Origin of the sequence: Rhizobium sp. NRK18 (assembly GCF_024385575.1) — a bacterium.
GTDB lineage: Bacteria > Pseudomonadota > Alphaproteobacteria > Rhizobiales > Rhizobiaceae > JANFMV01.
On sequence record NZ_JANFMV010000001.1, the window covers coordinates 1,411,946 to 1,424,482 of the forward strand.

The window sequence follows — 12,537 nt, forward strand, 5'->3', positions numbered from 1 at the left end:
GGTCAAAGCAGGTGGTCGAGAAGCTCGGCTGCAACCATGGCGGCGATCACCGCTGGACGCTTGTCCCTGACACTGGCGCCGCCGATCGGCAGGATCAGACGCCGTGCCAGCGTCTCGTCCTCGCCTTCACGCGCCAGCCAGTTGACGAAGGTCGCGCGTTTCGTCGACGAGCCGATCATGCCGACGTAGAGAAGATCGTCGTTCATGAGCGCTTCGCGGGCGATCAGGAAATCGAGCGCGTGGTCGTGGGTCATCACCAGGACGGCGCCGCCCGGCCGGATGTCCGCCACCAGCGCCTCCGGCATGGCGACGTGCTTCACCGAGACCCCTTCCGCCTTAAGGCCCTGCAGTTCCTCGGCGCGCGTCTCGACCATGGTGACGGCGAGCGGCAGGGGAGACAGCGCGCGGACGAGCGCCTTGCCGACATGGCCGGCGCCGAAGATGTAAACGTCCGGCCAGATGGCGCGTTCGTCCTCCAGACGCCGTTCGATCAGCTGGATTATGTGCGGATCGGCCTGCAGGAAGCGCAACAGCGTTCGCCCGCCGCAGCACTGCCCGATCTCGGGTCCGAGCGGAATGTCGAGCGAGAGCGTGGTCTCTTCGCCGACCATCAGCTTCAGCGCATGGGCGATGGCGCGATATTCCAGCTGGCCGCCGCCGATCGTGCCCCATGTCTCGCGCGGTGCGACCAGCATGAAGGCGCCCGCCTCGCGGGGCGTCGACCCTTTGACCGAGGCGACCTCTACGAAGACCAGCTGGCGATGGCGGGCGCAAAACGCCCTGAAGGAATCACGAGTGAACATGAGACGGCATCATACCGTTTTCATGCGTTCCACGGCCATCAGAATACGCTCCGGCGTCGCCGGTGCGTCGAGCTTTGGGCAGACCCGATAGTCGCCGACGCTGGCAACGGCCATCGACAGGGCTTCCAGGACCGAGATCGCCAGCATGAAGGGCGGCTCGCCGACAGCCTTGGAGCGACCGATGGTCGGTTCGGCGTTTTCGGACCATTCCGCCAGCTGGACGTTGAATATCTTCGGCCGGTCGGAGGCGAGCGGGATCTTGTAGGTCGACGGCGCGTGCGTGCGCAGCCGTCCCTTGCCGTCCCACCAGAGTTCTTCCGTTGTCAGCCAGCCCATGCCCTGCACGAAGGCGCCTTCCACCTGGCCGATGTCGATTGCCGGATTGAGCGACTTGCCGACGTCATGAAGGATGTCGGTTCGCTCGATCATGTATTCGCCCGTCAGCGTGTCGATCGACACCTCGGAGCAGGCCGCGCCATAGGCGAAGTAGTAGAACGGCTGGCCCTTGCCGCTGGCGCGGTCCCAGTGAATGTTCGGCGTCTTGTAGAAACCGGCAGCGGACAGCTGGACGCGTTCGAAATAGGCCTGACGGACGAGATCGGGGAAGGGGACTTCCTCCTTGTCGCCAATCTGTACCCGGTTGGGCAGGAAGGTGATGTCGGCCATCTTCACCTTCCACTTCTTGGCGGCGAAGCGGACCAGCCGGTCCTTGATCTGGTTGGCGGCATCGAGTGCGGCCATGCCGTTGAGGTCGGTGCCGGAGGAGGCGGCGGTCGCCGAGGTGTTCGGCACCTTGCCGGTCGTCGTCGCGGTGATCTTCACCTTGTCGATATCGACCTGGAAGGCATCGGCAAGAACCTGGGCGACCTTTGTGTAGAGTCCCTGGCCCATTTCCGTGCCGCCGTGGTTCAGGTGGATGGAGCCATCCTGATAGACGTGTACGAGCGCGCCGGCCTGGTTGAAGGCCGTCATGGTGAAGGAGATACCGAACTTGACCGGCGTCAGCGCGATGCCCTTGCGGATGACGCGGCTCGTGCGGTTGAACTCGATGATCGCCTGCCGGCGGGCCTGATAGTCGGACGAGGCTTCCAGCTCGTCGACGATGCGGCCGATGATGTTGTCCTCGACCGTCTGGTGGTAGGGCGTCAGAACGCGGTCGGAGCCCTTCTCACCGTAGAAATTCTTGCGGCGGATTTCGAGCGGATCCTTGCCCAGCGCATAGGCGATCTCCTCGATGATGCGCTCGCCGCCGACCATGCCCTGCGGACCGCCGAAGCCGCGATAGGCGGTGTTGGAGACCGTATGGGTCTTCAGCGGTTGCGACTTCAGAAGCACGTGCGGATAGAAATAGCTGGAATCGGCATGGAAGAGGGCGCGGTCGGTGACGGGGCCGGACAGATCGGCCGAGTAGCCGCAGCGGGCGGCATAGTTCGCCTTTACCGCGTGGATGGCGCCGTCGTCGTCGAAGCCGACTTCGTAATCGACGCGGAAATCGTGGCGCTTGCCGGTCGCGGTCATGTCCTCGTCGCGGTCGGGGCGGAATTTTACGGCCCGCTTCAGCTTCTTTGCGGCGATGGCAGCCAGAGCCGCAAACTGGTTTCCTTGCGTCTCCTTGCCGCCGAAGCCGCCGCCCATGCGCCGCGTGTTCACGGTGATCGCATTCGAGGGAATGTTGAGAACGTGGCCGACAATGTGCTGGATTTCGCTTGGATGCTGGGTGGAGGCCCAGATGGTGACCTCATCGTCCTCGCCGGGAATCGCCATCGAGATGTGGCTTTCCAGGTAGAAATGCTCCTGGCCGCCGATCCGCATCGTGCCGGAGAGCCTGCGCGGCGCATTCTTCATTTCCGCTTCTGCCTCGCCGCGCTTCAGCGTCATCGGGGTGACCACAGTCGGAGCCTTATTGGCCAGCGCGCCATCGATGTCGGTCCAGAAGGGCAGATCCTCGTATTCGATCTTTGCCTTCGTGGCGGCGCGGCGGGCAGCCTCGCGGGTCTCGCCGATGACGGCAAAGATCGGCTGGCCGTGGAACTGGACTTCCGTCTCCGCGAGGAGCGGTTCGTCATGCAGTCCGGCGGACGAGACGTCGTTGACGCCGGGCACATCCTTGCCGGTCAGCACGCAGACGACGCCGGGCGAGGCTTCCACCTCGGACAGGTCCATCGACAGGATTTTCGCATGCGGGCGCGTCGACAGACCGAGTGCGCCATGCAGGAGGTTCGCCGGTTCCGGCATGTCGTCGATGTAGTCGGCGGTGCCGCTGACATGTTTGTGGGCGGAGTCGTGCTTCAGGACCTGATGCATCGGGCCGTTGATGCTGTTTTTCGGTTCGAAGGTTCTCTTGTCCATGTCCGTCTTCCTCACTCCGCGGCTTCGAAGCGCACCAGTTCCTGTCGGTCGCCGGTGGTCTCGAGGTAGAAGCGGGTCAAAAGGTTCTTCGCCGTCAGCTGGCGGTATCCGGCGCTGGCGCGCCAGTCGGTCAGCGGCTGGAAATCGCTGTCAAAGGCGTCACGCGCCGCGGCGATCGTCTCCTCGCTCCATGGCTTGCCGATGAGAGCGCTTTCCACGGACCGGGCGCGCTTTGGCGTGCCGGCCATGCCGCCGAAGGCGATGCGGATGTCGGTGACGCTGTTGCTGTCGTCGAGCGTAAGGCTGAAAGCGCCGCAGAGCGCCGAGATGTCCTCGTCGCGGCGCTTGGAAATCTTGTAGACGGCAAACCGGCTTGCCGCCGGCGGGCGGGGAATGAAGAGGCTGTCGACGATCTCGTCGGCGGCGCGATCCTGTTTGCCATATTCGATGAAGAAGTCTTCGAGCGGGATCGACCGGCGGCCGCGCACGGAGCGCAGCGTCAGGGTCGCGCCCAGCGCGATCAGCGGCGGCGGCGTGTCGCCGATCGGCGAGCCGTTGGCGATGTTGCCGCCGATCGTGCCCATGTTGCGCACCTGCTCGCCGCCGATCCGGTCGAGGAGGGGGCCAAGCGCCGGGATTTCGGCGGCAAGTGTCTTGAAGGCCTGGCTATAGGTAACACCGGCACCGATGAAGACGCCCGTCTCGTCGGCGCGAACGATCTGCAGGTCGGTCAGGTGATTGATGAAGACGACGGGGTTCAACTCCCGCATCTGCTTGGTGACCCAGAGGCCGACATCGGTGGAGCCGGCGACGATCGTCGCTTCCGGATGCGCGGCAAGGATTTCGAGGAGCTTCTCGACCGAGCCGGGCACCAGCATCTGGCCGTCTTCCGAGGAGATGGCGATCGTTTCGTCGCTGCGCATCGACCACAGCTTGGCGGCGACTTCGGTACGGATCTTTTCCACCGGATCGAACAGCGTGCTCGGGCGCGCCGCCGACACCTGTTCGGCGGCCTTGACGATCGGCTCGTAGCCGGTGCAGCGACAGAGATTGCCCTGCAGGGCCTTCTCGATATCGGCGCGCGAGGGTGCGCTGTTGGAGAGCCAGAGCCCGTAAAGCGACATGACAATGCCGGGCGTGCAGAAGCCGCATTGCGAGCCGTGGGTGTCGACCATCGCCTGCTGGACGGGGTGCAGCTTGCCGTCCTTGGCCGCCAGATGCTCGACCGTGACGACGTGAGTCGCGTTTAGCGATCCCAGGAAACGGATGCAGGCATTGACCCCTTCATAGCGCAATGCGCCGTCGACCAGGCGGCCGACGAGGACCGTGCAGGCGCCGCAATCTCCTTCCGCGCATCCCTCCTTCGTCCCGGTCAGCCGGCGTTTCAGCCGAAGAAAATCCAGAAGCGTTTCCGTCGGGCGGACGGACGAAAGAGAAACGACTTCATCATTCAAGAAGAAGCGGATCGAATCTGCCATGACTTGCCTTTTGTCCAATTAGTAAACAAAAGGCCACTCTTTGCCTATTTCGGCATTCCGTCAATGGTTGCAGTGCAACGGAAACTATTTCGCCGTCCAGCCGCCATCCATGGAGATGTGCGTGCCGGTGATCTGCTTGGCGTCGTCGCTCGCAAGGTATTGTGCCAGTGCGGCGATCTGTTCGACGGTGACGAATTCCTTCGTCGGCTGGGCTTCGAGGATGACTTCCTTCTTCACCTGTTCTTCCGTCATGTTGCGCGCCTTGGCCGTATCCGGGATCTGCGCTTCGACGAGCGGTGTGAGCACGTAGCCGGGGCAGATGGCGTTGACCGTCACGCCGTGTTCGGCCAGCTCCAGCGCGACCGTCTTGGTCAGGCCGAGAATGCCATGCTTGGCGGCGACATAGGCCGACTTGAAGGGGGAGGCGACGAGGCCGTGGGCGGATGCAATGTTGATGATCCGGCCCTTGCCCTTCTTCTTCATGCCCGGAACCGCGGCGCTGATGGTGTGGAAGGAGGAGGACAGGTTGATGGCGATGATCATGTTCCACTTCTCGATCGGGAATTCCTCGACCGGAGCGACATGCTGGATGCCGGCATTGTTGACGAGGACGTCGATGCCGCCGAAGGTCTTCTCGGCGGTGGCGATCATGTCGGCAATCTCTTCCGGCTTGGTCATGTCGGCGGCGTGATAGAGGACCTTGCCGCTGCCGGCGTCTTCCAGTTCCTTCTTCTTTGCCTCGATGTCTTCGGGCTTGCCGAAGCCGTTCATCACGATATTGGCACCCTTGCCGGCAAAGCCCTTGGCGATGCCGAAACCGATACCGCTGGTCGACCCGGTGACGACGACAGTGATTGCCATGATGGAACTCCCTGTGAATGAGTTTGTGTTCTGCTGCATTGCAGTATCTAGGGCAGGTTATTGACAACAGGGAGCGCTGGCAATTGAGATTTCCGGCGACCGTGACGCGATGCCGCGGATGCGGAGTATTTGCGTTTTGTTTTCGTTTGACATTCGTTTTTGGCTGATATTGAAGTGAAACCAAAGCATGACTTCTGGGAGGACGGCATGGGCAGCTACATTCTCGCCATCGATCAGGGCACGACATCAAGCCGGGCGATCATCTTCGACGGGGACATGAAGGTCGTTGCGATCGCGCAGGAGGAATTCACCCAGTTCTTCCCCGATTCCGGCTGGGTCGAGCATGATCCGGAGGAGATCTGGCAGTCCGTAGTCTCGACGATCAAGGGCGCCATCAAGAAGGCCGGGATAACGGCATCCGACATCGCAGCGATCGGGATCACCAACCAGCGCGAAACGACGGTCGTCTGGGAACGCGACAGCGGCAAGGCGATCCACAAGGCGATCGTCTGGCAGGATCGCCGCACCGCTTCCTTCTGCGAGACGCTGAAGAAGCAGGGCCATGAAAAGACCTTCACCCACAAGACCGGGCTGCTGCTCGATCCCTATTTTTCCGGGACCAAGGTTGCCTGGCTGCTGGATCATGTCGCAGGCGCACGCGACAAGGCGGAAAACGGCGAGCTCTGCTTCGGAACGATCGACAGCTTCCTGATCTGGCGGCTGACGGGCGGCAAGTCCTTCGTCACCGATGCGACCAATGCCTCGCGCACGCTGATCTACAATATCAGGAACAATGAGTGGGATGCGGATCTTCTCGGCATCCTCAAAATCCCCGTGTCGATGCTGCCGGAGGTGAAGGACTGCGCCGCCGATTTCGGGACGACGGAGAAGGATCTGTTCGGCGCGCCGATCCCGATCCTCGGCGTTGCCGGCGACCAGCAGGCGGCGACCATCGGCCAAGCCTGCTTCAAGCCGGGCATGATGAAATCGACCTACGGCACTGGCTGCTTTGCCCTTCTGAACACTGGCACGGATTTCGTGCATTCGAAGAACCGGCTCCTGACGACGATCGCCTACCGCATGAACGGGGTGACCACCTATGCGCTGGAAGGCTCCATCTTCATCGCAGGGGCTGCGGTGCAGTGGCTTCGCGACGGGCTGATGATCATCGACAATGCGGCCGAATCCGGCGCGCTCGCCGCCAATGCCGACCCGTCGCAGGACGTCTATCTCGTTCCGGCCTTCACCGGCCTCGGCGCGCCCTACTGGGATGCGGAGGCGCGGGGCGCGATCTACGGCATGACTCGCAACACCGGCCCCGCCGAATTCTGCAAGGCGGCGCTCGAGGCGGTCTGCTTCCAGACCGGCGACCTGCTCGACGCGATGAAGAAGGACTGGAAGAGTGCTGAAGGCGACACGGTACTGCGCGTCGATGGCGGGATGGTCGCCTCAGACTGGACCATGCAGCGGCTTTCCGACCTGATCGACGCGCCCGTCGATCGTCCGACGATCCTCGAGACGACGGCGCTAGGGGCCGCCTGGCTCGCCGGATCGCGGGCCGGCGTCTGGCCGGATATGAACGGCTTTGCCGCCAGCTGGGCGCGCGACCGCCGTTTCGAGCCGCAGATGGATGACGACACACGCAAGGCAAGGCTCAAGGGCTGGAAGCGGGCGGTCGAGCGGACGCTGAGCTGATATTGTTCCGATTTACGGCCGGCACCAAATGTAGTAACGTTGCTACAAAGGAGACGCGGCCGTGACGATCATGACCAGCCGGGAATTCAACCAGAATACCAGCGGCGCCAAGAAGGCGGCCGAAAAGGAACCCGTGTTCATCACCGACCGCGGCCGGCCCGCGCATGTGCTTTTGTCGATCGAGGAGTACGAACGCCTCGCGGGGCTCCGGAAGCAGAATCTGGCGGAGCTTCTTTCCATGCCGGAAGATGACGACATCGATTTCGATCCGCCCAAGCTTGGAGACTTGGGAATTCGACCGGCTGAATTCGACTGATGTATCTCCTCGATACAAATGTCGTTTCAGAGTTGAGAAAATTTCGTAGCGGTCGGGCAGACAAGAATGTTGTGGCATGGATTGGCGTTAGCGATCCACGGCAATCCTTTATCTCCGCCATCACGCTTCTGGAACTGGAATATGGTGCGCTTTTGATGGAGCGTCGCGATGCCCGCCAGGGTGAGGGACTGAGGCGCTGGCTCGAAGAGACGGTGGTAGGCGTCTTTGACACCAGAATACTGCCAATCGACGGACACGTTGCTCGTGTCTGCGCCGGACTGCACATTCCGGACCACAAACCGGAGCGTGACGCGCTGATCGGGGCAACCGCCATTGCTGCTGGATTTACGCTGGTGACCCGCAATGTCCGCGATTTCGAGGGCATGCCGGTCAAACTCTTCAATCCGTGGGAACCGGTCGACTAGGCGACTGTTTTCGTGTTGAGGACAGTCTGTCTTCGCGGCTGCCCTTGGCCTCGTTCCGTCGGCGGCCTATGTCAGGCGTGAAAACCGAAAGGAACGATCATGGAACTTGGCCTCTATACCTTCGCCGATGTCGACCCGAATGCACCGAACAAGGGGGAGGCCGCGGCACGGCGCGCCGAGGAACTGATCGCCGAAATCGAGCTTGCCGACAAGGTCGGGCTCGACGTCTTCGGTCTCGGCGAACATCACCGCCCTGACTACATGGCCTCCAGCCCGGCAACGCTGCTGGCGGCGGCGGCGGTCAAGACCAAGAACATTCGCCTGACCAGCGCCGTCTCGGTCCTGAGCTCCGACGATCCGGTGCGGGTGTTCCAGCAGTTCGCTACCGTCGATCTTCTTTCGAAGGGCAGGGCGGAGATCATGGCCGGGCGCGGCTCCTTCATCGAATCCTTCCCGCTTTTCGGTTACGATCTCGACGACTACGACAAGCTGTTCGACGAAAAGCTCGGTCTTCTCATGAAGCTGCGCGAAGGCGAACGGGTGACGTGGTCGGGCGAAACACGGGCCGCAATCCATGATCTGCCGGTCTATCCGCGGCCGCTGCAGGATCCGATCCCCTTGTGGATTGCCGTCGGTGGTACGCCGAACTCGGTGGCCCGGGCGGCCTATTTCGGCCTGCCTCTGGCGCTTGCCATCATCGGCGGCGAGCCGCGCCGGTTTGCACCGCTGTTCGAGCTTTACCGCGAGACGGCCCGCAAGGTCGGTCACGATCCGGACAAGCTGCCGACCTCCATCAACGTTCACGGCTTCGTCTGGGATACGACGGAAGAAGCGGCCGACATCTTCTACGAGCCGCAGGCCGCGGTCATGAACCGTATCGGTCGCGAGCGCGGCTTCTCGGCAATGACGCGGTCGCATTTCGACATGCAGCGCGGAAAGCATGGTGCCATCTTCGTCGGCAGTCCGGAGGAGATGGCTGAGAAGATCGTCGCTCATCACCGCATCTTCCGCAACGACCGTTTCCTGCTGCAGATGGCGATCGGCCTGATGCCGCATGAAAAGCTCATGCACGCCATCGAACTCTTCGGCACGAAGGTGGCTCCTCTCGTCAGAAAAGCATTGACGGATGAGAAAAAGATGGAGAAAGCGGCAGAATAACACTGCTACCTGAACCAGAATAGCGAGCAACCGGACGGAGCCCATGGTCATTTCCTCAGACGACGAACTTCAAAAGCTGAAGGATATCGGCCGCATCTGTGGCGTTGCTCTGAAGCAAATGGGCGAAGCGCTGGAGCCGGGAATGACGACTGCGGAACTCGACGCGATCGGCCGCAAGATCCTCGAGGACAATGGTGCGCAATCGGCTCCGGAGTTCTGCTACAAGTTTCCCGGCGCCACCTGCATTTCCGTCAATGAGGAAGTGGCGCACGGCATTCCCGGCGCGCGCGTCATCCAGCCCGGCGACCTCGTCAACATCGACGTGTCGGCGGTCAAGGACGGCTTCTTCGGTGATACGGGCGCGTCCTATGGCGTGCCGCCGGTCGCCAAGCGGACGGAAAGGCTCTGCCGCGACGGCAAACGAGCGCTGTTCATCGGGCTGCAGCAGGTGAAGGCCGGCGCGCCGCTCGCCAATATCGGCAATGCCATCGGGCGTTTCGCCAACAGGAACCGCTACACGCTGATTCGCAACCTTGCGAGCCACGGCGTCGGCCGCTCGCTCCACGAGGAACCCTCCGAGCTGTCCACCTGGCCGGATAGGTCGGAGCGTCGTGTTGCCGAAGACGGACTGGTCTTCACCGTCGAGCCGTTTCTCTCGCTCGGCGCCGAATGGGCGGATGACGGCGAGGCGGACGAATGGACGCTCTATTCCGATCCGCGGGCGCTGACCGTGCAGTACGAGCATACCGTCGTTGCCACCAAGAACGGGCCGCTGATCCTGACGCTGCCGGATTGAGCGGCGGGCTACCGATCAAATTTATTGCGCCACCATTCAGCATTCCGCGTTTGTGTAGCGCGGTGTGGGATGCCATAACGCTTGTATGCAAATGAAGCCCGCCTCCGAATCCGCCCTGTTTGCCGGCCTGTCCGGTGCGATCGTCATGGCTGCGGCGATGGGCTTCGGGCGTTTCGTGTACACGCCCATCCTGCCGGGCATGATGGCCGGCGCGGGGATTTCGGCGGGTGATGCCGGCATCATCGCCTCGGCCAATTTTGTAGGATATCTCGCAGGCGCCATTCTCGCATCGCTCGGATGGGCCTCGGGGCGCGAGCGACAGGTGGCGCTCTGGTCTCTGGCCGCCAACGCCGTCCTGCTTGGCCTAATGGCCTCTACCTCCAATCTTTTCCTGTTCTCGGTCGTGCGTTTCGGCGCCGGCGTCGCCAGCGCCTTCATCATGATCTTCGCGACATCGCTGATCCTTGCCCGCTTTCCGGGCGACGCACGCGTGCAGGCGCTGCATTTCGGCGGCGTCGGTTTCGGCATCGCGCTGTCCTCGCTCATGGTGTTTGCCATGAAGCCGATCGATTTCGGCATCGCGCAATGGCGGGCTGAGTGGATTGTGGCCGGCGCGCTGTGTGTCTTGGCTTTCGTGGTTGGCGTGATCTTCATCCCGCGACCGGACCGGCATCGCGGCAAGACGCCAGCCGAGCCGCATCTGAGATGGAGCGGCGAGGGGATCCGGATGATCGTCTCCTACGGCCTGTTCGGCTTCGGCTACATCATCACCGCCACCTTCCTCGTCACCATCGCGCGGATGGGCGGGGGCGGGGCGGCGTCCGAGTTTCTCTGCTGGTTCGCCACCGGCCTGGCCGTCATGGCGTCGATGTTTCTCTGGCCGTTCTATGCGAAGAGAAACGGTCTTCGGCGGACCTACCTCACAGGGATTGCGCTGGAAGCGGTGGGCGTCGTTGCGTCCGTTCTGGTGCCCGGGCTCGCCGGCCTTCTGATCGGCGGCATCTTTCTCGGTGCGACCTTCATCATGATCACCGCCTACGGCCTGCAGCTCAGCCGCACGCTCTGGCATGAAAGTCCGCGCCGGGCGATCGGTCTCATGACGGCGGCCTTCGGGGTCGGGCAGATCATCGGCCCTGTCGTTGCCGGCTATGCGGCGTCGCTGACGGGAAGCTTTACCATGGCGAGCCTGATGGCCGCGGGGATGCTTGTGGTTGCGTTCCTTGTGATGACGCTCGGTGCCAAGCCCCGGTAAAGGCGCATTTTCCCTGATTACAATTGTGTCATCTTGGCCGCCCGCCATTGCCGCGTTTTGCGTTCTGGCCTAGGTTCCCCGCAAATCAATCCTGCTCGCATGCGAGACATACGACAAGGGAGCCGCATAGCTTGTTCCTCTCATTCTTCCCCAAGCCGAAGCCATTCTTCATTTCCGCCGTCGTCTGGTCGCTGCTCTGCATCGGCTTATGGTATGCCGGCGCCGACAGATGGGGAGAATACATTGGACTGGCAAGCACAATGCCCGACAGCGATCTGCCGATCGGCATATCGCGCTTCTGGGCGCCGTCGTTTCTCTGGTTCTACATCTACTACTTCTTCGTGGTCCTGCTGTTTGGCGCCGCATGGCGGATGATCAGCCCGCATCCGTGGCAGGGCTGGTCGCTCTGGGGCAGCGCGCTGATCATCTTCAACACCTATTTCAGCGTTCAGGTCAGCGTCGCCTTCAATGCCTGGTACGGTCCCTACTATGACCTCATCCAGAAAGCGCTCTCGACGCCCGGCGCCGTCACCGCAAGCGAGCTCTACCTCGGCATGCTCGGCGTTGCCGGCATCGCCTTCGTGGCGATCACCATCGGCGTCCTCAACCGCTTCTTCGTCAGCCACTGGATCTTCCGCTGGCGGACCGCGATGAACGAATACTACATGGCCAACTGGGGGCGGCTGCGCCACATCGAAGGTGCCTCCCAGCGTGTGCAGGAAGACACGATGCGCTTCTCTTCGACCGTCGAGGGGCTGGGTGTGAGCCTGATCGGCTCGGTGATGACGCTGATCGCCTTCCTTCCGGTTCTCTTTACGCTCAGTAAGGACATCACCGAACTGCCGATCGTCGGGCATATTCCCTATGCGCTCGTCTGGGCGGCGATCTTCTGGTCGGTCTTCGGCACGTTCTTCCTGGCGATCGTCGGCATCAAGCTGCCGGGGCTCGAATTCAAGAACCAGCGTGTGGAAGCGGCCTACCGCAAGGAACTCGTCTATGGCGAGGATGACGGCGCCCGCGCCGAGCCGCTGACGATCCGCGAACTCTACGACAATGTCCGGACGAACTATTTCCGGCTCTATTTCCACTACCTCTATTTCAACGTCGCCCGCATCTTCTATCTACAGGCCGACAACATCTTCAGCCTGCTGGTGCTGGTGCCGTCGATCGTCGCGGGCAAGCTGACGCTCGGCCTGATGACGCAGATCAACAACGTCTTCGACCAGGTGCGCGGATCATTCCAGTATCTCGTGAATTCCTGGACGACGATCGTCGACCTCCTGTCGATCTACAAGCGCCTGCGCGCCTTCGAGGCGGCGATCTATGACGAGCCGCTGCCGCAGATCGACCAGGATTACATGGCGAACCCGGTCGAGCACTGATCGGTCAGGATTTGTCTGAAGA

Annotated in this window: 11 protein-coding genes; 7 read left to right on the top strand and 4 right to left on the bottom strand. The window is 62.3% G+C overall.

Going from position 1 to position 12,537, the window contains the following annotated elements; translation table 11 throughout:
- Positions 1 to 2: 2 nt before the first annotated feature.
- The 4 genes from xdhC to NN662_RS06520 form a co-directional block, all read right to left on the bottom strand.
- Positions 3 to 803, bottom strand: a complete 801-nt coding sequence (gene xdhC, locus NN662_RS06505) for a xanthine dehydrogenase accessory protein XdhC (protein WP_261929488.1) — start codon at positions 801 to 803, stop codon at positions 3 to 5.
- A 9-nt stretch (positions 804 to 812) separates the two neighbouring features.
- On the bottom strand, positions 813 to 3,152 hold the full coding sequence (gene xdhB, locus NN662_RS06510; protein ID WP_261929489.1) for a xanthine dehydrogenase molybdopterin binding subunit: 2,340 nt from the start codon (positions 3,150 to 3,152) through the stop codon (positions 813 to 815).
- Between the two features lie 11 nt (positions 3,153 to 3,163).
- A complete protein-coding gene (gene xdhA / locus NN662_RS06515) occupies positions 3,164 to 4,630 on the bottom strand; it encodes a xanthine dehydrogenase small subunit (protein ID WP_261929490.1) in 1,467 nt (488 codons plus the stop codon).
- Between the two features lie 84 nt (positions 4,631 to 4,714).
- On the bottom strand, positions 4,715 to 5,491 hold the full coding sequence (locus NN662_RS06520; RefSeq protein WP_261929491.1) for a 3-hydroxybutyrate dehydrogenase: 777 nt from the start codon (positions 5,489 to 5,491) through the stop codon (positions 4,715 to 4,717).
- 207 nt (positions 5,492 to 5,698) lie between these two features.
- Here NN662_RS06520 and glpK point away from each other — a divergent pair, with 207 nt between their 5' ends.
- The 7 genes from glpK (at position 5,699) to sbmA (ending at position 12,515) form a co-directional block, all read left to right on the top strand.
- Complete coding sequence (gene glpK / locus NN662_RS06525) at positions 5,699 to 7,186, top strand: glycerol kinase GlpK (RefSeq protein WP_261929492.1); 1,488 nt, start codon at positions 5,699 to 5,701, stop codon at positions 7,184 to 7,186.
- Between the two features lie 70 nt (positions 7,187 to 7,256).
- Positions 7,257 to 7,502 carry a type II toxin-antitoxin system prevent-host-death family antitoxin gene (locus NN662_RS06530; protein ID WP_261931880.1) on the top strand — a complete coding sequence of 82 codons (246 nt, stop codon included), beginning with the start codon at positions 7,257 to 7,259 and terminating at the stop codon, positions 7,500 to 7,502.
- A complete protein-coding gene (locus NN662_RS06535; RefSeq protein WP_261931881.1) occupies positions 7,499 to 7,927 on the top strand; it encodes a type II toxin-antitoxin system VapC family toxin in 429 nt (142 codons plus the stop codon). The genes NN662_RS06530 and NN662_RS06535 overlap by 4 nt, the downstream gene beginning before the upstream one ends.
- 99 nt (positions 7,928 to 8,026) lie before the next feature.
- On the top strand, positions 8,027 to 9,085 hold the full coding sequence (locus NN662_RS06540) for an LLM class flavin-dependent oxidoreductase (RefSeq protein WP_261929493.1): 1,059 nt from the start codon (positions 8,027 to 8,029) through the stop codon (positions 9,083 to 9,085).
- 43 nt (positions 9,086 to 9,128) lie between these two features.
- Positions 9,129 to 9,881: a type I methionyl aminopeptidase gene (gene map, locus NN662_RS06545; protein ID WP_261929494.1), complete on the top strand. Its 753-nt coding sequence runs from the start codon at positions 9,129 to 9,131 to the stop codon at positions 9,879 to 9,881.
- Positions 9,882 to 9,966: 85 nt separating this feature from the next.
- On the top strand, positions 9,967 to 11,133 hold the full coding sequence (locus tag NN662_RS06550; protein WP_261929495.1) for a YbfB/YjiJ family MFS transporter: 1,167 nt from the start codon (positions 9,967 to 9,969) through the stop codon (positions 11,131 to 11,133).
- A 131-nt stretch (positions 11,134 to 11,264) separates the two neighbouring features.
- On the top strand, positions 11,265 to 12,515 hold the full coding sequence (gene sbmA / locus NN662_RS06555) for a peptide antibiotic transporter SbmA (protein ID WP_261929496.1): 1,251 nt from the start codon (positions 11,265 to 11,267) through the stop codon (positions 12,513 to 12,515).
- Positions 12,516 to 12,537 lie beyond the last annotated feature (22 nt).